General features: G+C 68.3%; 19 protein-coding genes. 10 read left to right on the top strand and 9 right to left on the bottom strand.

The features are described from left to right. Positions 1-9 precede the first annotated feature (9 nt). Genes BLW75_RS07495 through BLW75_RS07465 form a run of 7 tightly spaced genes read right to left on the bottom strand, consistent with a single transcriptional unit; the run spans position 10 to position 6393 of the window. Positions 10-462: a MaoC family dehydratase gene (locus BLW75_RS07495; RefSeq protein WP_034307131.1), complete on the bottom strand. Its 453-nt coding sequence runs from the start codon at positions 460-462 to the stop codon at positions 10-12. After that, complete coding sequence (locus BLW75_RS07490) at positions 459-1673, bottom strand: acetyl-CoA C-acetyltransferase (RefSeq protein ID WP_034307129.1); 1215 nt, start codon at positions 1671-1673, stop codon at positions 459-461. The genes BLW75_RS07495 and BLW75_RS07490 overlap by 4 nt, the downstream gene beginning before the upstream one ends. Further along, on the bottom strand, positions 1666-2520 hold the full coding sequence (locus tag BLW75_RS07485) for an HTD2 family dehydratase (RefSeq protein ID WP_034307126.1): 855 nt from the start codon (positions 2518-2520) through the stop codon (positions 1666-1668). The genes BLW75_RS07490 and BLW75_RS07485 overlap by 8 nt, the downstream gene beginning before the upstream one ends. Continuing rightward, entirely contained in the window at positions 2520-3248 is a 729-nt protein-coding gene (gene fabG / locus BLW75_RS07480) for a 3-oxoacyl-ACP reductase FabG (protein WP_034307124.1), read from the bottom strand. Before fabG ends, BLW75_RS07485 begins: the two co-directional genes overlap by 1 nt. Before the next feature lie 9 nt (positions 3249-3257). After that, positions 3258-4406 carry an acyl-CoA dehydrogenase family protein gene (locus tag BLW75_RS07475; RefSeq protein WP_034307122.1) on the bottom strand — a complete coding sequence of 383 codons (1149 nt, stop codon included), beginning with the start codon at positions 4404-4406 and terminating at the stop codon, positions 3258-3260. Then, complete coding sequence (locus BLW75_RS07470; RefSeq protein WP_034307120.1) at positions 4403-5239, bottom strand: HpcH/HpaI aldolase/citrate lyase family protein; 837 nt, start codon at positions 5237-5239, stop codon at positions 4403-4405. Before BLW75_RS07470 ends, BLW75_RS07475 begins: the two co-directional genes overlap by 4 nt. Further along, on the bottom strand, positions 5236-6393 hold the full coding sequence (locus BLW75_RS07465) for an acyl-CoA dehydrogenase family protein (RefSeq protein ID WP_034307117.1): 1158 nt from the start codon (positions 6391-6393) through the stop codon (positions 5236-5238). Before BLW75_RS07465 ends, BLW75_RS07470 begins: the two co-directional genes overlap by 4 nt. A 91-nt stretch (positions 6394-6484) precedes the next feature. Here BLW75_RS07465 and BLW75_RS07460 point away from each other — a divergent pair, with 91 nt between their 5' ends. Both BLW75_RS07460 and BLW75_RS07455 read left to right on the top strand, forming a co-directional pair. Further along, a complete protein-coding gene (locus BLW75_RS07460; protein WP_034307114.1) occupies positions 6485-7132 on the top strand; it encodes a GntR family transcriptional regulator in 648 nt (215 codons plus the stop codon). A gap of 134 nt (positions 7133-7266) precedes the next feature. Further along, positions 7267-7527, top strand: coding sequence for a hypothetical protein (locus tag BLW75_RS07455; RefSeq protein ID WP_034307112.1), 261 nt, complete (start codon positions 7267-7269; stop codon positions 7525-7527). A gap of 68 nt (positions 7528-7595) precedes the next feature. Here BLW75_RS07455 and BLW75_RS07450 read toward each other — a convergent pair whose 3' ends face one another. After that, entirely contained in the window at positions 7596-8288 is a 693-nt protein-coding gene (locus tag BLW75_RS07450) for a GntR family transcriptional regulator (protein WP_076167327.1), read from the bottom strand. A 114-nt stretch (positions 8289-8402) separates the two neighbouring features. Here BLW75_RS07450 and BLW75_RS07445 point away from each other — a divergent pair, with 114 nt between their 5' ends. Further along, complete coding sequence (locus BLW75_RS07445) at positions 8403-9623, top strand: CaiB/BaiF CoA transferase family protein (RefSeq protein WP_241783332.1); 1221 nt, start codon at positions 8403-8405, stop codon at positions 9621-9623. Here BLW75_RS07445 and BLW75_RS07440 read toward each other — a convergent pair. Then, a complete protein-coding gene (locus BLW75_RS07440; RefSeq protein ID WP_034307110.1) occupies positions 9511-10470 on the bottom strand; it encodes an AraC family transcriptional regulator in 960 nt (319 codons plus the stop codon). The genes BLW75_RS07445 and BLW75_RS07440 overlap by 113 nt on opposite strands. A gap of 176 nt (positions 10471-10646) precedes the next feature. Here BLW75_RS07440 and BLW75_RS07435 point away from each other — a divergent pair, with 176 nt between their 5' ends. Genes BLW75_RS07435 through BLW75_RS07405 form a run of 7 tightly spaced genes read left to right on the top strand, consistent with a single transcriptional unit; the run spans position 10647 to position 19334 of the window. Further along, positions 10647-10856, top strand: a complete 210-nt coding sequence (locus tag BLW75_RS07435; RefSeq protein WP_034307108.1) for a hypothetical protein — start codon at positions 10647-10649, stop codon at positions 10854-10856. Positions 10857-10870: 14 nt separating this feature from the next. After that, on the top strand, positions 10871-12898 hold the full coding sequence (locus tag BLW75_RS07430; protein ID WP_034307106.1) for a hydantoinase/oxoprolinase family protein: 2028 nt from the start codon (positions 10871-10873) through the stop codon (positions 12896-12898). A 5-nt stretch (positions 12899-12903) separates the two neighbouring features. Then, positions 12904-14826: a hydantoinase B/oxoprolinase family protein gene (locus BLW75_RS07425; RefSeq protein ID WP_091597053.1), complete on the top strand. Its 1923-nt coding sequence runs from the start codon at positions 12904-12906 to the stop codon at positions 14824-14826. Beyond that, the gene (locus BLW75_RS07420) at positions 14823-15545 is read left to right on the top strand and encodes a hypothetical protein (protein WP_034307100.1); all 723 of its coding nucleotides are present in this window, start codon (positions 14823-14825) and stop codon (positions 15543-15545) included. The genes BLW75_RS07425 and BLW75_RS07420 overlap by 4 nt, the downstream gene beginning before the upstream one ends. Next, a complete protein-coding gene (locus tag BLW75_RS07415; protein WP_091597050.1) occupies positions 15542-17002 on the top strand; it encodes an aldehyde dehydrogenase family protein in 1461 nt (486 codons plus the stop codon). The genes BLW75_RS07420 and BLW75_RS07415 overlap by 4 nt, the downstream gene beginning before the upstream one ends. After that, positions 16999-18561 (top strand): class I adenylate-forming enzyme family protein, encoded by a 1563-nt coding sequence (locus BLW75_RS07410; RefSeq protein WP_091597047.1) that lies wholly within the window; start codon positions 16999-17001, stop codon positions 18559-18561. Before BLW75_RS07415 ends, BLW75_RS07410 begins: the two co-directional genes overlap by 4 nt. Continuing rightward, positions 18558-19334 carry an SDR family NAD(P)-dependent oxidoreductase gene (locus BLW75_RS07405; protein ID WP_034307097.1) on the top strand — a complete coding sequence of 259 codons (777 nt, stop codon included), beginning with the start codon at positions 18558-18560 and terminating at the stop codon, positions 19332-19334. The genes BLW75_RS07410 and BLW75_RS07405 overlap by 4 nt, the downstream gene beginning before the upstream one ends. Positions 19335-19410 lie beyond the last annotated feature (76 nt).

Here is a 19410-nt window from a genome sequence, read left to right as displayed (position 1 = left end):
CGACCACCTTCAGCTGACGACGACCAGGGTTTCGGCGACGCAGGCCGGTTTGGCCGCGCCGTCGAGTTCGACGACGTAACGGGTCGTCACCGTCACCCCGGCCGTTCCTGGCCGGAGCTCGGTGAAGGTCGCGCTCGACCGCAGCCGGGAGCCGACGGGGACCGGCGCCGGGAAACGGACCTTGCCGAGGCCGTAGTTGATTCGCGCCGTGCCGAAATCCAGCCGGTACAGCTCTTTCGCGAACCGGGGGATCAGCGACAGGGTGAGGAATCCGTGGGCGATGGTCGTGCCGAACGGGCCTGACGCGGCTTTTGCCGGGTCGGTGTGGAGCCATTGGTGGTCTTCGGTGGCGTCGGCGAACGCGTCGATCCGATCCTGCTGGACGACCAGCCATTCGGTGGGGCCGAGTTCGTCGCCGAGTGCGGCACTGACTTCGTCGGCGGAGGCGAAGACCCGCGTCACGATGTCACCTTCTCGAACACCGCGGCCAGTCCTTGGCCTCCGCCGATGCACATGGTCTCCAGCGCGTAGCGCGCGTCCCGGTGGTGGAGCTCGCGGGCCAACGTGGCGAGGATCCGGGTGCCCGTGGCGCCGACGGGGTGACCGAGCGAGATGCCGGAGCCGTGCACGTTGAGCCGCTCGAAGTCGGCCGCACCGAAGCCCCATTCGCGAGTGCAGGCCAGGACCTGGGCGGCGAACGCCTCGTTCAGTTCGACGAGGTCCAGGTCCGCGAACTTCAGGCCGGCCTTCGCGAGCGCGGCCGCGGTGGCGGGAACGGGGCCGATGCCCATGATCTTCGGCGCGACCCCCGCGACGCCGTAGGAGACGAGCCGCACCAACGGGCGCAGACCGAGCTCGGCGGCGCGCTCGGGATGGGTGACGACGCAGACGGCCGCCGCGTCGTTCTGGCCGCTGGCGTTGCCGGCGGTCACGGTCGCTTCAGGGTCTTGTTCACCCAGAACGGGGCGGAGCTTGCCGAGGGTCTCGATGGTGGTGTCGGCACGGGGGTGTTCGTCGGTGTCGACGACGACGGTGCCCTTCTTCGTTTCGACCGGGACCGGAACGATCTCCTCGGCGAAAACCCCCGACTTTTGCGCGGCGACCGCGCGCTGGTGCGAGGTGAAAGCGAGCTGGTCCTGTTCTTCTCGGGTGATCCCGTAGTCGCGCCGGAGGTTCTCAGCGGTTTCCAGCATTCCTCCCGCGACCGGGTAATGCTTGCCGCCGGGTGTCGCGCGGCCGCGGTTGAGCGCGTCGTGCAGCATCACTCCACCGCCTTTGGCGCCCCAGCGCAGGTCGGTGGCGTAGAAGATGACGTTGCTCATGCTCTCCGCACCGCCCGCGACGATGACGTCGCTGACGCCGGCCTGTACCTGGAGGGCGGCTTGCACCACGGATTGCAGCCCGGAGCCGCAACGCCGGTCGACCTGCATACCCGGCACGGTCACCGGCAGCCCGGCGTCGAGCGCGGCGACCCGGCCGATCGCGGGCGCTTCCGCGCTGGGGTAGCAATGGCCGAGGATGACGTCGTCGATCGCTTCGGGGTCGATCCCGGTGCGCTCCAGGAGGCCGGTGAGCGCGATGGTGGCGAGGTCGGCGGCGGGGACGCTTTTGAGCGAGCCGCCGAAGCGGCCGATCGGGGTCCGGACGGGCTCGCAGATGACGGCGTCACGCATGGGGAGTGCCTTCCTCGTGAGATTCGACTTCCAGGCTGGTCCTCGGCGTTCCACCAGGGCCGATCAGTTCCAGCACCGAGCCGGTGACCTTGAGCTGGGCGGGTTCGCCGCAGAACAACGGCGCCTGGTTCCGGTGCCTCAAGCGGCGTACCCGTACCGCGGGCCGGTCCAGGCGCAGGGTTTCGGCGAGCGCGAGGGACATCAGCGGGCCGTGCACGACCAGGCCGGGATAGCCCTCGGTGCGGGTGGCGTAGGGCCAGTCGTAGTGGATGCGGTGCGCGTTCGCGGTGGCCGCCGAGAACCGCATCAGCAGCGTCGGGTCGGTGGCGAAGTCCCACGAACCCGCCTCGGCGCGACGGAACGGCGCGCCGACGGGGTCGAAGTCGGCCGGCTTCGGCTCGGCAGGCGTGCCGCGGTCGCGATAGATCAGGTCCTGCCGCTCTTCCAAGCACAACAAGCCATCCGCTGTGGACAGACGGGTGCGCACGACGACGATCACCAGACGACCGGATCGCCCCGACTTCTCCGTCAACGAGTCCACTGTGGATTCGCGGAGCACGGTGGCACCGATCTTCAGCGGGGCGTGGAACGTCACCTCGCCGCCGGCGAACATCCGCCGCGGCAGGTCCACCGGCGGCAGGAACGTCCCGCGCACCGGATGCCCATCGGTGCCCAACTCCGACGAGACGGGCCAGCGGGGGAGAGCGACCCAGTGCCACAGCGGCGGCAGGTCGTCGCCGGGCAACGGGGCGGGCAGCCCGTCGTCGAACAGGGCGGCGAGTGCCGCGACCGGCACCGGATCGACCAGTTCACGGGTGGTGACGGTGTGCGGAGCCCACTGCTCCATCACATGAACCTTCCGCCGGTCACTTCCAGCACCGTGCCGGTCATGTAGGACGACAGGTCCGAGGCCAGGAACAGAGCCACCGAGGCGATCTCCCCGACCTCACCGGCCCGGCCCATCGGGATCTCGGCCATCTTCTGGTCCCACACCTTGGCGGGCATCGCCTCGGTCATGGCGGTGCGGATCAGGCCGGGCTGGATGGCGTTGACGCGGACGCCGTGGTGGGCGAGTTCCTTCGCGGCGGCCTTGGTCAGTCCGACGATCCCTGCCTTGGCCGCGGAATAGTTCGTCTGGCCGATCATGCCGACCTTGCCCGAGAGCGACGAGATGTTGACGATCGAGCCGCGGCTGCGTTCGCGCATGATCGCCGCGGCCTTGCGGACGCCGTTCCAGCTCCCCTTGAGGTGCACGTTGATCACCTGGTCGAACTGGTCCTCGGTCATCTTCCGCAGAGTCGCGTCCCTGGTGATCCCGGCGTTGTTGACCAGGACGTCCACCGGGGAGAAGGTCTCTTCGGCTGCTGCGAGCAGTTCGTCCACATCGGACGCTTGGGTGACGTCGCAGCGAACGCCGACACCACCGAGTTTCTCGGCGGCACGTGCGGCCGCGTCGCCGTCGAGGTCGCCGAGCACCACGTGGGCGCCTTCGGCGGCGAACAGTTCGGCGATGGCGAGCCCGATGCCTTGGGCTCCGCCGGTGACGACCGCGGTCCGATCGGTCAGCAAGGACATTGTCGTTCCTCAGATCTTGTGGCGGGCGATGAGCTGGGCGGCGATGACGTTGCGCTGGATCTCGTTGGTGCCCTCACCGACGATCATCAGCGGCGCGTCACGGAAGTAGCGTTCGACGTCGTATTCCTTGGAGTAGCCGTAGCCGCCGTGCACGCGGATGGCGTCGAGGGCGACCTGCATCGCCGATTCCGAGGCGAAGAGCTTGGCCATTCCGGCTTCCATGTCGGCGCGTTCACCCGCGTCGAGTTTCTCCGCGGCGTCGAGGGTGAGCAGCCGTGCGGCACGCATCTTGGTGGCCATGTCGGCGAGCAGGTTGCCGACCGACTGGTGCTTCCAGATCGGCTTGCCGAACGATTCGCGTTCCTGCGCGTAGCGGACGGCGTCGTTCAGCGCCGCCTGCCCGACACCGAGCGCGCGGGAAGCCACCTGGATCCGGCCGACCTCGAGACCGCGCATCATTTGCGCCCAACCCTGGTTCGGTGTCCCGCCGAGTACGGCGTCCGCGCCGACCTTGCGGCCGTCGAAGACGATCTCGCAGGCCTCGACACCGCGGTATCCGAGCTTCGGGAGCTTCTTCGAGATGGTCAGACCGTCGCCAGGCTCGACGAGCAGGACGCTCATCCCGCGATGGCTGGGGGAGGCGTCGCGGTCGGTGATGCACAGCAGCCCGATGAGCCCGGAGTGGGCGGCGTTGGAGATCCAGGTCTTGGCTCCGGTGATCGAGTATCCATCGCCGTCGGGGGCGGCGTGGGTGCGCATCGCCTGCAGGTCGCTGCCACCCGCGGGTTCGGTGAGCGCCATGGTCGCGCGGATCGTGCCCTCGGCCATCGCGGGCAGGTACTTCTCACGCTGTTCGGGCGTGCCGAAGGTCTTGATCAGGTAGGTGATGACGGAATGACCGCCGATCGCACCCGCGAGGCTCATCCAGCCGCGGGCGAGTTCTTCGGTGACCCGGGCGAAACAGGCGGTGCTGACATCGACACCGCCGTACTCGGCAGGGGCCAGCAGGCCGAAGAAGCCGAGCTTCTTCATCTCGTCGATGAACTCGGCCGGATAGACGTCGTCCTCCTCGAACTCGCGGACGCGCGGGCTGACCCGTTCGTCGACGAACTCCGCCACCAGCGCCACCATCTGCTTTTCGTCGTCGGACAGCGTCATCGCCGCAACCCTTCCCTTTCCTGCCGGAGGACGCGCCGCGCGCGATCCAGCACCGGCTTGTCGACCAACTGCCCTTCCACCGCGACCGCGCCGTCCCCGGCCGTGGTGACCACCGAATGAGCCCAGCGGATTTCCTCCCGGGACGGGCGAAGCGCCGCCGCGGCCGCCGAAACCTGCAGGGGATGCACGCACAACTTCCCCGTGAACCCCAGCTGGCGCGCGTAGCGGACGTCACCGGTGAGCCGCTCGGTGTTCCGCAGATCGCCGGTCACACCGTCCACCGGACCCGGAAGACCGCCCGCCGCCGACGCGAGGACGAGCGCCCCGCGCGCCGGGGCGAGCGCGTCCACGTCCGCGGGATCGACCCCCAGTTCCGCCGCCAGGTCGAAAGTGCCCAGCGCCAGCCGGTGCACGTTCGGCACCGACGCGATCTCCCGCGCGTCGAGTACTCCCCGTGCGGTTTCGATCAAGGCGATCAGGACAGGCAGCACACCCAGCTCGCCCGCCGCGGTACGGGCGCTGACCGGATCGGCTTTCGGCAGCATGACGACGCAGCGGAACCGGGCCAGCGCGGCGAGATCTTCGTCGTGCCACGGAGTGCTGGCCGCGTTGACCCGCACCGCGCAATGCGGGTGCTCGCCCAGCCAGGCCACGACCTGCTCCCGCGCGTAGATCTTGCGCTCGGGTGCGACGGCGTCTTCGAGATCCAGTACGACAAGGTCTGCTTCGGCACGCTCCGCCTTGGCGAATCGCTCCGGGCGGTCGCCGGGTACGAACAGCAGCGTGGCCGCGTCCCGCACCCGGTTCACCAGACGTTCGGCACGGGTGGTCATCGCCGGGCTCCGCGCACCAGGCCGCCGCCGATGATCAGCCGCTGGATCTCGCTGGTGCCCTCGTAAAGCCGCAGAAGCCGGACATCGCGGTAGATCCGCTCGACCGGGAGCTCGCGCATGTAGCCGCTGCCGCCGTGGATCTGCACGGCCAGGTCGGCGACCTTCCCGGCCATTTCGGTGCAGTACAGCTTCGCCGCGGACGGCCCGATCCGCCGGTCCTCACCGGACACGTACCGTTTCGCCGTTTCACGCACCAGCGCCCGCCCGGCCAGCACCCCGGTCTGCTGGTCGGCGAGCATCGCCTGCACCAGCTGGAAGTCCCCGATCGGTGTCCCGCCCTGGGTGGCCGTCGCGGCGTGGGCGACCGACTCGTCCAGAGCGCGCTGCGCGGTGCCGACCGCCAGCGCGGCGATGTGCACGCGCCCGCGCGCCAACGACGTCATCGCGGCGCGATAACCGGTGTCCTCGTCGCCCCCGACCAGGCTTGAGCCAGGCACCCGGACGCCGGTGAACGAGACGTTCGCGGTCCAGGCGCCTTCCTGGCCCATCTTCTTGTCCTTGGCCGCGACCTCGACGCCGGGAGTGCCCGCCGGGACAAGGAAGACGGCGATCCCCGTTCCGGACGCGTCGGCGGGACGGGTGCGGGCGAACACGACGAACAGGCCGGCGATGGGCGCGTTGGTGATGAAGCACTTCTCGCCGTCGATCACCCAGTCGTCGCCGTCGCGGACCGCCTTGGTCCGCAACCCCGCCGGATTGGATCCCGCGCCCGGTTCGGTCAGTGCGAACGACGCCACGATCTCACCCGACGCGATGCGCTCCAGCCACTCGGCCTTCTGCTCGTCGGTGCCGAAGTTCACCAGCACCTGCCCGGCGATGCCGTTGTTGGTGCCGAACATCGACCGCAGAGCCAACGCGGTGTAGCCGAACTCCATGGCGAGTTCGACGTCCTGCGTCAGGTCGAGGCCGAGACCGCCCCACTCCTCGGGGATCGCGTAACCGAACAGGCCCATCTCGGCGACCTGCTCGCGCAGATCGTCCGGGATCGCGTCGGTGTCCATGATCTCCCGCTCGCGCGGCAGCACCTCCGCGCGGACGAAGTCGCGAACGAGGGTCAGGATCGGTTTGAAGTCCTCGGGGGGCACGGCTGACATGCTCCACACTATGCATCATCCCGGCGACAAGCACAAAATATATTTTATCAACTTCTGGTGTGGATCACGGTCCACGGGTTAGCTTCATCCGGTGAGCCGAAGCAATCTGAAGACGCTCGCCGCCCAGGAGATCAGGCGGCGGATCTTCGCGGGAGAACTGCGGCCTGGAACCAAAATCGACCAGGACGCTGTCGCGGAGGAGCTCGGGACCAGCAAGCTTCCGGTGCGCGAAGCGCTGATCACGCTCGACCACGAGGGCGTCGTCGAGCACATCGCCCGGCGGGGAGCCTACGTCGCCGAGTTGACCCGCGACGACATTCGGGACCAATACCGGGTGTTCGGGCTGGTTTCCGGTCTGGCGGCAGAGCGTGCCGCGAAGAGCCTGTCGCCGGAGAGTCTTCAAGGACTGGCCGACCTCGTCGACCGCGCGGAATCGTGCGCTGAACCCGCCGAGCAGGAACGGCTCAACTTCGAGTTCCACCGGCGGATCAATCATGGTTCGGATGCGCGCAGGCTCATTTCGATCCTCCGTACCCTCGGTAAGACCGTCTCGCACGGCTTCTACGAAGCCCACGAAGACTGGCCTGCGAAAGCATGCGAAGACCACCGTCGGATCGTCGAGGCGTTGCTGGCTCGCTCTGGCGACCGTGCGCGGAAAGCGGTGGAGAGGCACTTCGCCGACGGCGCCGAGCGAGCCGTCGCGCTGCTGGAGGCGCAGGGGTTCTGGGACCGCGTTTAGTCCTCTAAAGGTCCTTTGGAGGTAAGGCAAACGTGCCTTGTTCTGAAGCTTCAGACCGTTGCCGATGCTCTCCTTGACCCGAACCAGAAACAAGCATAATATAAAATATTAAGTAGCTGACGCAGGAGGCCGCCATGATCCCGGATCACGAACTGAGTCACCGGGAGCTGGCGATCCTTCGCGCGGTGGCCTCCGGGCGAGCGGAGATCACCTGCAGCAGTGAGCCTGACCTGTTCATCGACGGGTTGCCGTGCTGTGACCAGTACGCCGCGCACGTGCTCGCACATCGGGCCCTGATCGTCCAGGTGCAGCCGGGGCCGCTCGGGCATCGCGTCCGGGCCCGGCTGACCGCGGCGGGCGTGGCGGCCGCCGGAGTCGTCGGCGAAGCGGCGTGAACACCGGGGAAGACGGCGAGCGGGGCGGCGGCCGGAAAGGTCGTCGCCCCGCTCGTGACCAGCGAGCGTTACTCCTCGTCCGCCCAGAGTCCGCGCTCCTCGAGCACCTTGATGACGCTGTCGGCGCCTTCGAGGATGTGCTGCTCCGCGATGGTCCGCGCCTTGCGGACGTGCCGGCCGCGCAGCGCCTGGACCAGTTCCGCGTGATCGTTGCGGGTGGCGGTGACGTGCTCCTCGATCGAGGCGTAGAAGCGGTTCGGCAGGTGCTTGACCACGGAGCTGAGCAGCAGCGTCAGCCGGTGGGAGTCGGCGGCGAGGTTGATCTGCCGGTGGAAGTCGTGTCCGAGCCGGGCGAGGGTTTCCTGGTCGCCGGCTTCGACGGCCTTCTCGAAGTCCTCGTTGATCGCTTCGAGCCGGGCGATCTGATCGGGAGTGATCTTCTTCGCGGCGCGGGCGGCCAGCTCGGAGGAGAACTGGGCCTGCGCCCAGAAGAGGTCCCGGATGTCCTGCCGCGAAACCGGTGCGACGACGAAACCGCGACGGGGGACCAGCTCGACGAATCCCTCACTGCGCAAGGAGAGCAGGCCTTCGCGGACCGGCGTGTTGCTGACGCCCACGGCTTCCGCGATCGGCTCGGTGCGCAGGAACTCGCCCGGTTTGACTTGGCCGGACATGATGAGCTCGCGCACGTAGGTGGCGACCTCCTCAGGCAGCTGCTGCCGGCCTTCACTGCTCCGGAGCCTGATCGAGTTGTCGGCCACCCGGCACCTCCCCAATTCGGTTGCGAACATCATATACAACGTTCTGTCGATTATGGCATGGCGTCGACAGTTCATCACGCAGACTGAAACATAATATTTCGTGGAAGGAGTGCGATGACGACCGAGGTGAGCGGGCCGTTGACCGGGGTACGGGTGATCGCGCTCGCCGGAATGGGGCCGACGCCGTTCGCGAGCATGCTGCTGGCGGACATGGGCGCCGAGGTCGTGCGGGTCACCCGTCCGGCGAACCGCCGGGGTCGCGCACTGGGGCAGACCGAGGGGATGGCACCCGAGCACGACCTCGCCAATCGCGGGGTGGGCACGGTCGAGGTCGATCTCAAGAGTCCCGCCGGCGTCGATTCGGTGCTTCGCCTCGTCGAGGCCGCTGACGTGTTCATCGAGGGGTATCGGCCCGGGGTTGCCGAGCGGCTCGGTCTCGGGCCGGACGCCCTTCTCCGGAGCAATCCCGCGCTCGTGTATGCCCGTTTGACCGGGTACGGACAGACCGGGCCGCTGGCCCAGCAGGCGGGGCATGACATCAACTACGTCGCGCAGTCCGGTGCCCTGCACGCGATGGCGAGGGCGGGGGAGGCCCCGCGGCCACCGATCAACCTGCTCGGCGACTACGCCGGTGGCGCGCTGGCGGCGGCTTACGGGATCGTGTGTGCCGTACTGGAAGCCCGGTGCTCGGGTCGCGGCCAGGTGATCGATGCGGCGATGCTCGACGGCGTCGCGTTGCTGACGGCCAAGCTTCAGGGTTTGCGCGCCGCCGGTCGCTACAGCGACGAGCCCGGCACCAACTATCTCGATTCCGGTGCGCCGTTCTACGACACCTACCCCTGCGCCGACGGGCGATACGTCGCGGTCGGGGCGTTGGAACCCGACTTCTACCGCGAATTCGTCTCGCGGCTCGACGTCGACCTTTCCGAATGGCCCGAACAGGACGACCGCACGGAATGGCCGCGCCTGCGGAAACTGATCGCCGAGGCGTTCGCGGCGAAAGGTCGCGACGAATGGGCCCGGATCTATGAAGGTACCGATGCCTGCGTCACGCCGGTGCTCACGTTCGACGAAGCCGCGGAACATCCGCACAACGCCGAGCGTGAGGTCTTCCGCCGGGTCGGCGGCGTTCTGCATCCGAACCCGGCGCCTCGGCTGGGGCGGACGCCCGCTCGTGAGCCGCGGCCACCGGTAGCGGACGTGCTGGACGTGGACCAGCTGATCAGCGCTTGGTCAGCCGAGCCGTCTCCGAGGGCAGCATCCCGAAGCGCTCGCGGTACTGGTGGGCGAACCGTCCAGGATGGAAGAAGCCCCATCGCGCCGCGATCTCGGTGACCGACCAGCGCGTGTCCGACACCAGCTCGAGGTGGACCCGGTCGAGACGGACGCCGCGCAGGTACGCGGTGGGGGACATGCCGACCACCTCCTGGAACCCCGCTTGGAGAGCACGGGCGCTGATCCCGGCCTTGGCCGCGAGATCGGCGGTCGTGAGCTCCTCTTCGGGATGCCGGTCGATGTGATCGATGATCTCCCGGATCTTCGAGTGCCTGCTGTGCGCGGGTTTGCTGTGCAGATCCGCGCTCAGCTGGCTGGGCACCGTCATGAGCAGCTGGCTCATCAGGGCCGATTCCAATTCGTGGCAGGCGGCCGGGATCGTGGCGACTCCACCTTCGCGGCTCAGCTCCGTGTAGAGGAAGCCCACGGTCGCGAGCAATGCCTGCGCCGAACTCGACTCCAAAGAGAACGTCAGGTCGAAGGCGATTTCCTCGTCCACCGGCCGACCGATCAGCTTCGCCGCGTGCGCCTTGAGGAGGTCCTTCGGCAGCTTGACGTGGTACTGCCACGAGTCGGCGCTCCACTGCACCATGACCGGGGCCTCGGGGACGAAGGCGACACCGGCCTCGCCCGCCGCGAAACTGCGGCCCACGCCGTTCTGTTCCACCGTGCTGTGCCCGGTGACCGGCAGGTTGACGTGGTAGCAGAGCCGCATCGCGGGGCCGAGGATGGTGGTGTCCGCGCCGTAGGACATCCGGGCGATCGTGAGCCGCAAGGAAGGGGCGAGGTCGAGCCGGAAGTTCAGGTCGCGGCTTTCGGCCACGTGCACCTCGTGGCTGGCGAAGGTCTTGGTGACCTGCTCGTGGGCGACGTCGAGGTCGCCGGTGCGGAAATTGAGCGGGCGCATGACAGCCTCCTCGCGCCTCGTTGCGATCCTCTGAATATATCATATTTGTATCGCCGAGGCTGGGACCTGCGAAAAGTGGATGCCCGCGCTTCGTTCACGGGATGGTGACGGCCGCCACGTGGGCTTACCTTCTCCACACCAGTGCAGCACCGAGCACACCAGTGGAGTTGTGCGACATGAGTGAACAGAGCGATACGCCGGTCCTCGAACGGACCCCTGTGGACGGTCCCTGCCCTCGCTGCGGGGCCGCCGAACTCCGCCGTTACCCCGTCGTTTCCGAGGGGGGCTGGTTTCAAGTCGTCAAATGCCAGAACTGCCTGCTGTCGATCGAGCGCACGCCGTGGTCACGGCTCGGCCCGATCCAGCTCCTGTCCGACCTGCTGTAGCGGAGGAATCAACGATGATCGCAGTCGATGTCGGTGGGACGTTCACCGACGTGGTGGCCCTGCAGGACGGCGAGATCCGCACCGCGAAGGTGTCCACGTCCTACACCGAGGTCTACGGACCGGTTCTGGAAGGGGCCGCGACCCTCGGCGTGGAGAACACCGAGGTGTTCAACCACGCCAGCACGCACGGCCTCAACGCCGTGATCACCCGGCGCCTGCCCAAGATCGGTTTCCTGACCACCGAGGGGCACCGGGACATCCTCGACATGGGGCGCGTCTGGCGGCCCGCGTCGGCCATCCTGGACCCGCGCTGGCGGCGCAGCTTCGGCGACGCGGCCCGTCCGCTGGTCGAGCGCTACCTTCGCCGGGGCATCAGCGAACGGATCACGGCCCACGGCGGCGTCTTGTTCGAATTGGACGAAGCGCAGGCGCGGGCGGAACTGGAGGTGCTCCGCCGGTGCGGCGTCACCGGGGTCGCGATCTGCCTGATCAACGCCTACGTCAACCCGGCGCACGAACTACGCCTGCGCGAACTGGTCCGTGAAGTGGTAGGCGACGTCCCCTGTTCGATCTCCAGCGAGGTCTCTCCACTGGCCAAGGAGTACGCGCGAGCGTCCACCACGGTGGTCGACACGCTGATGAAGATCATCTATTCCGATTACACCGCGAAACTGGAGAAGGGGCTCGCCGACCTGGGTTTCACCGGTCAGCTCAACTTCGCCGACTGCGCGGCCACCCTCGTCCCGTCCGATCGCGCGATGGAGCAGCCGTTCCGCATCGTCTTCTCCGGTCCGGCCGCCGGCACGGTCGCCTGTGCCCACTTCGGCGCGCTGATCGGGGAGCGGGACCTCCTGTGCGCCGACGTCGGTGGCACTTCCTGCGACATCAGCGTCGTGACGGCGGGCGAACCGTTCGTCAACACGACCTTCGAACTGGAACACGATCTCGTCGTCAACGCGCTCGCCAACGACATCTCCAGCATCGGGGCGGGCGGCGGCAGCATCGTCGCGATCGGCTCCGCGGGCGAGGTCAAGGTGGGCCCGGACAGCGCGGGAGCGGATCCCGGCCCCGCCTGCTACGGCCGGGGTGGTACGCAACCGACCACGACCGACACCTGCCTGATGATCGGCATCATCGACCCTGAACGGTTCGCCGGCGGCAAGGTCGATCTGGACCCCGCCTTGGCGAAGCAGGCGTTCGAGAGCCTCGATTCGGAGTTCACGCTCGCTCAACGGGTCCGCTACGCCTACGAGATGGCCGTCAACAACATGGCCGAAGGCGTGTTCAACATCGCCATCAAGAACGGCGTCGACCCGCGCGACTACAGTCTCGTCGCCTACGGCGCGGCCGGTCCGATGCTGCTGCCCGCGGTGCTCGACACCGTGCACTGCAAACAGGTGATCGTGCCGCCGAACCCCGGCCTGTTCTCCGCGCTGGGCCTGCTGTCGGCCGACCAGGTCTTCACCGTCAACCGCAGTGCCTACCTCGTCCTCACCCCGGAGGTGGCGCCGGAGATCGACGCGCTGTTCGCGGAGATGGAGGCGCGGCTGCGAGAAGGGCTCGACGGCGGGACTCGCGTGACCTTCCACCGGAGCATGGACGCGCACCTCGTCGGGCAGAGCTGGGAGACGCCGTTCGTCCCGGTGCCCGACGGCACGATCGACGACACCGCGATCGCCACCATGATCGGCGCCTTCCACGACACCTACGAGGGCCGGTCGGGTAACCGCTTCGAGATGCTCCCGGTCGAGGGCGTGACCTTCCGAGTCCGGGCGGTCCTGGACACCCCGAAGGTGACCTACCCGGAACTCCCGGTTCGCGGCGACGAACCGCTCGCGCCGGTCCGCACGACCGTGCTGCGTTACCTCGGCGACGGCGAAACCGGACAGGAAGCCGCTGTCTACGACCGCGCCGCACTGCGCTCCGGCGACGTGCTCGAAGGCCCGGCCATCGTGGACGAAGGTCTCTCGACCACGCACATCGGCGCGGGGCAGCGCGCGAGCGTGGGCCGCTACGGCGAACTGATCATCCGGAGGAAGTGACCACAGTGGACACACGTTTGCGCGATATCTCCGACGACGAGTTCACCGCCGCCTACGGCAGTGACCGGTTCACCACGGCGGTGATCCTGAATCGTCTGCGCTACGCGGTGGAGCACATGTCGACCGGCTTCATGCGCGAGGCGTTCTCGCCGATCATCCGCGACTGGTACGACTTCGCCTGCACCATCAGCGGCCCGCCGGACCGCGGCTACCCGATGGCGGTGGTCAGCAACAGCCTCGTGGTGTTCCTCGGCACCCTCGGCGACGCGGTGCGGAACACGGTAGAGGAGTACGGACCGGAGAACCTCTCACCGGGCGACGTGCTGATCTGCAACGACCCGTATCGCGGCGGCACGCATGTCAACGACGTCTGCTTCATCCGGCCGGTGTTCGTCGACGGCGAGATCGTCTCTTTCGTCAACATGCGCGCCCATCAGCTCGACATGGGCGGCACCGTCCCGGGCGGGTTCTCCGCCACGAAGTCCAATGTGTACGAAAACGGGCTCGTCATCCCACCGGTCCTGTTGTGGGCCAAGGACGAACCCGTGCGGTCGACCTTCAGTCTGATCTTCGACAACACCCGCTGGGGCGGGATGTTGCTGCCGGACTTCAAGAGCATCCACCAGCAGCTCAAACTCGGTGAGCAACTCGTGCTGGAGAACATCGAGCGGTACGGCCTCGACGCTTACCTGGGCACGCTCACCTACGCCTGTGACACCTCCGCCGAGCGGATGCGCGAGGCGATCGCGCTGGTCCCCGACGGCGACTACACCGGTTCCGCGGTCATCGACGCCGACGGTTTGGACGACAGCGTCGATTACACGGTGAAGGTGACCCTGCGCAAACGCGGGCAGGACATCGAGGTGGACCTCGACGGCACATCGCCGCAGGCACGCACCTGCATCAACTGCGGGGTGCTGGACACGAAGACCGCGGTAGGCGTCGCGCTGACGATGCTGCTGGACCCGGAAGTGCCGTTCACCTCGGGGACCTGGCGCACCATCGACCTCGCCACCCCGCCCGGCACACTGGTCTCCTCACTGCCGCCGGACGGCGGGATCATGATGTTCTGGGAGGCCTCTGGGGCCGTCGTGTCGGCCATCTTCGACGCACTCAACCCGGTGCTGGGCGAGAAAGGCGTGGCGGGCGACTACGGCTCCACCAACACCCACAACGCTTCCGGGCTGACCGCCGACGGTACCCCCTGGACGAGTGCCACCCAATGCGGTGGTGAGCACGGTCCGTGGGGCGCCACCAAGGACGGCGATGGTGACAGTTACACGGTGCTGTTCTTCCTGAACAACCTCGACCCGGCGACGGAGACGATCGAACACGATTCCCCGGTCGTGATGCTCCGCAAGGAACACGCGATCGACACCGGTGGCGCCGGCACGTTCCGCGGCGGTGCGGCGAATCTGAAGGACACGCTCTGGCTGTCCGACGCGAGCCACTACCTCTCGCCCTTCCGTACCAAGGTGCCCAGCGGTGTCGGAGCCAACGGCGGCCAGGCAGGCCCCACCGGGGCGATGTGGTTCTTCCCGCCCGGCGAGGACGAGCGGCGCCTGCTCGGTACCGGCACCGACGTCTACGCCGGCAGTGTCCCGGTCGCGGGCGTCCTCGACCCGGAGTCCAAGGCGCTCGACCCCGAAAACGGCGTCTACCACTACTTCGCCAGCGAACCGGTGTGGAAGACGACGCCCGGCACGATCCTGCGCTGCGTCACCAACGGTGGCGGTGGCTGGGGTGATCCGTTCGAACGGGACCCGGCCCGCGTGCTCGCCGACGTGCGCAACGAGTACGTCAGCGTCGAGGGCGCGGCCAGGGACTACGGCGTCGTGGTGACCGGCGATCCACACCACGATCCCGAAGGCCTGCGCGTCGACGAGCAGGCCACCGAGAAACTCCGTACGAAGAGGACTGGTAAATGATCCCCGCTTTCCGAGACCGCACCCTGTTCTTCGCCTTCTCGACGTTCACGGGTGAGCGCGCCACCTTCGACCGGTGGTACGACGAGGAGCACATCCCGCAGGTGATGGACTCCCTGGGCATGGTGGGCGCGCAGCGGTTCGTGGTCGCGGACACCAAGCCGCTGTCGGGCACCGAGCCGATCGATTATGGGCACGCGGCGCTGTACGAATTGGACGGCAGCCCGGCGGGCTTCCGCGAAGAGGTCAAGCGGATGCTCATGTCCGGCGACATGGTGCTGCCGGACTTCATGATCCAGCCGTTCAAGGCGTTGTTCCTCGAACCGGTCAGCGAACCGCACCACTCGGAACGCTTCGGCAAGCTCGAAGACCTCGACGATCGCCACCTCTGGCTCGTCTTCAGCGATCGTCCGGAGGACAGCGCCGAATACGACAAGTGGTACGACGAGGAGCACATCCCGCAGGTGCTGTCGGCACCCGGATTCGTCCGGGCGCAGCGGTTCGTCACCTCGAGCGTCAAGCCCTTGCCGGGTGTCGTGACACCCGAAGTGAGCCACCTGGCGATCTACGAGACCAGCGGCGACCTCGGACCGATGCGCGAAGACGTCAAAAGGCAGCTGATCTCCGGTGACATGATCCTGCCGGACTTCATGAAGCTGCCGTTCGGCTCGATGTTCCTGCGACCGGTGAGCCCGTTCTTCCCGGCGAAGGGGACGAAGTGACCATCGGCGGCGTGGCGGTGCCGCATCCGGACGAGCTGTTCCTGGCAGGCGGCTGGGTGCCTGCCGACGGCGGACGCCGGGAGATCGTGTCGCCGAGCACCGGCGAGCCGGTCGCCACGGTCGGGCTGCCGTCGGAAAAGCACGCGCTCGCCGCGATCCAGGCCGCTCGTGAGGCACTGTCCACGTGGGCGGAACTCCCGGTCACGGAGCGGGTCGAGATCTGTGGCCGGTTCTGCGCGGCGCTGGAAGCGCGGCTCGAGGACATGGGGGCGGTCTGGGCCGTCGAATCCGGGATGCCGGTCCGCTACAGCCGCACTCTGCACCGGTTCGCCGCCGTGGCCGCTTGGCGGACGCTCCTGGAAAGCGCCGGCCACGTCCTGTGCGACGACTCCCGCGAGTCCGCGCTCGGTGATGTCGTGCTGCGGCGCGAGGCGGCGGGCGTCGTCGCCGCGGTCATCGCCTACAACGGACCGCTCGTGACGATCGCGAGCAAGGTGCTCCCGGCGCTGCTCGCGGGCTGCCCGGTGATCGTCAAGGCGGCGATCGAGTCGCAACTGATCATGCGGATCATCGCCGATTGCGCGGCGGGCGCCGGATTCCCCGAGGGAGCGTTGAGCATTCTCTGCGGCGACGCCGAGGTCGGCCGCGCCGTGACGGCGAGCCCGTACGTCGACATGGTGTCGCTGACCGGCGGCCGGGTGGCCGCGCAGCAGATCATCGAGGCCACTCGCCACCGGTTCGCCCGCACGCATCTCGAACTGGGCGGGAAGTCCCCGGCGCTGATCCTCGACGACGCGGACCTGACCGTCGTGCTCAAGACACTCGTGCCGGGTGCGACCAGCGGCGGCGGGCAGGTCTGCGCCGCGCTGTCCCGGATCCTCGTGCCCGAACGCCGGCACGACGAGATCATCGAGGTACTGCGGCAGGCCTGGGAAGGGCTCACGATCGGCGATCCGCTCGACCCACGGACCCAGCTCGGGCCGCTGGCCTCGCCGTCGGTCGTCGAACGCACCGAGGGGTTCCTCGCTCGCGCGGTCGGCGACGGGGCACGGATCGTCACCGGCGGGAAGAAGCCGGACGGGTTCGACGGCGGCTGGTACTTCGAGCCCACGCTCGTCACCGATGTCGCTCGCGACTCGGAACTGGCGCAGAACGAGGTCTTCGGCCCGGTCACGGCCGTGCTGACCTACACCGATCCCGAGGACGGGCTTCGGCTGGCGAACGACACGAGCTACGGGTTGTCGGCGAGTGTCTACACCGCAGACTGGGCGAAGGGTGTCGAGTACGCCCGCCGGATCCGGGCGGGTTCGGTCGCCGTCAACGCGTTCGGTCCGGCGCTCACGGCGCCGTTCGGCGGGATGAAGGGGTCGGGCTGGGGCCGGGAGGCCGGGCCCGAGGGGATTCTCGAATTCACCGAGCTCAAGCAGATCCTGCAAGGGCGGGGAGGGACGAGATGACGTTCAACTGGATTCTCGAGGCCGCGCCCCACGCGGATCGGGTCGCGTTCAGCTTCGACACCCGCGTGCGGATGACCTACGGCGAGCTAGACGCGCGGACAAGGCAGTACGCACGCGCACTCGGCGAACTCGGGTTGCGCAAAGGCGACCGGCTCGGCCTGATGCTGTTCAACGATGCCGAGTACGTGCCGCTGTTCCTCGCGGCCACGAGGCTCGGGGTGATCACCGTCCGGCTGAATTTCCGGCTCGCACCGGCGGAACTGGCCTTCATCCTGGCGGATTCGGGTGCGTCGGTGGTGATCGTGCACGGCAGCCTGGCCGACCGGGTCGCGCCTGTGCGGCACGAAGCGGGCGTCGGCACGTACGTGGTGCTCGCCGACACGGACGACCCTGTGCCTGAATGGGCATCGCCGTTCGACGTCCTGCGTGGTCGTGAGCCGCTCGCCGACCTCCCCGAACTGGGGGAGCAGGACCCGATGAGCCTGCTGTACACCTCGGGCACCACCGGCTCGCCGAAGGGCGCGATCTGGACGCACCGCAACACCGTCGCGGTCGCGACGGCACAGGCCCTGCGCTGGCAGTTCTCCGAGGACACCGTCGCGCTGGTCCCCGGGCCGATCTACCACGCCGGCGGGTTCGAGGCCGTCGTCGCGCCCGCGCTGCTCATGCACGGACGCGGAGTGTTCCTGCCCTCGGGCAACTTCACGGTCGACAGGCTCCTGGAGGTGCTGCGCGCGGAGCAGGTGACCGACTGCCTGCTCTTCCCGTTCATGCTCAACGAGCTGCTGCACCGGCCCGACCTGGAAGAGCTGCTGCCGAAATCACTGCGACGGCTCATCCTCGGCGGGGACACGCTCATGCCGTCCACCGCGGAGGAGGTCAAACGGCGGTTGCCCGGAGTCAAGCTCACGCAGGTGTACGGCCTGACCGAAGGCGGCGCGATCGCGACGACCCTCGAAGACGCCGATTTCCTCGCGCAGCCGAAGAGCATCGGCCGTCCGTTGCCGCTGGCCGAGGCGCGCGTCGTCACGCCGTTCGGTGAACGGGCCGCGGTCGGTGAGGTCGGTGAGATCGAGGTGCGCGGCCCGGCGGTGAGTCAGGGTTACTGGAACCGTCCGGACGCGACCCGCGCGACCTTCCATGAGGGATGGTGCCGCACCGGGGACCTCGGATACGTCAATGCCGACGGTTTCCTGCATCTGGCGGGCCGGGCCAAGGACATGATCCGCAGTGGCGGGGAGAACATCTACCCGGCCGAGGTCGAGAAGGTGCTGGCGACCCACCCGCAGGTGCTGGAGGCCGCGGTCGTCGCGGTCCCGGACACGCGCTACACCGAGGTCGGCTGCGCGGTCGTCGTCACCGAAGCGGACCAGGCCGTCGACGCGGACGCGCTCCGGGCGTTCTGCCGGGAACGGCTCGCCGGGTACAAGGTGCCCAAGTACTTCGTGTTCGCGGACGAACTGCCCCGCAACGCCTCGGGCAAGATCCTCAAGTTCCGGCTGCGGGAGACCCACGCCGCTATCGAGTCCGAAGTGGACAGAGAGAAGACTACGACATGAACGTCCTGATCAGTGGAGCCGCCGGTGGCGTGGGCTCGGCGACAGCGCGCCGCTTCGCCGCGGACGGCGCTCGCGTCGCGGTGACCGACATCAACGCCGACCGGCTCAAGGAAGTGGCCGACGAGATCGGCGGGATCGCCCTGCCCGCCGACGGTACCCAACGGGAAGCCGTCGCCGAGGTCGTACGGCAGGCCGTCGCCGAGCTCGGCGGGCTGGACGCGGTGATCGCCACCCAGGGCGCCGCCGTCGCCGGCACCGCCAGTCCCAAGGCGGACGACGCGTGGTTCCGCGCCTTCGACGTGAACCTGCACGGCTCGTACTTCCTGGCGGGTGAAGTACTTCCGCATCTGGTGGAGAGCCGCGGATCGCTGGTGCTGTTCGCCTCGACCGCCGGTCTGCTCTCCGGGCCGCCCGGCACCGTGGGGTACAGCGCGGCGAAGGCCGGCGTGATCGGCCTGGTCCGCTGGCTGGCTCGGGACTACGGCCCGCGTGGCGTCCGGGTCAACGGCGTGTGCCCCGGCTGGGTTCGCACGCCGCTGGGGGAGGGCGCGATGGGTTACCTCGCCCAGCGTGAGGGCATCACGGTCGACGAGGCCTATCAGCTGGTGGCGGAACACGTCCCGTTGCGTCGGGTCGCCGAGCCTGAGGAGATCGCGTCGGTGTGCGCCTTCCTGGCCTCGTCGGACGCTTCGATCATAACCGGGCAGGTACTGGTGGCCGATGGCGGCGGCGCGGCGGTGGACCCGGCGACCACGGTGTTCGACGCGCCCTAGGTGTCACTCGCAGGGTCGGTGGTACCCACCAGTCACAACGGCGGTGCGTGAAGGACCCCTTTCCTCGGCTGAGCCG

Origin of the sequence: Amycolatopsis lurida (assembly GCF_900105055.1) — a bacterium.
GTDB lineage: Bacteria > Actinomycetota > Actinomycetes > Mycobacteriales > Pseudonocardiaceae > Amycolatopsis > Amycolatopsis lurida.
Note: the sequence above shows the minus strand (reverse complement) of the source record. Positions and strands in the feature narration are given on the sequence as shown.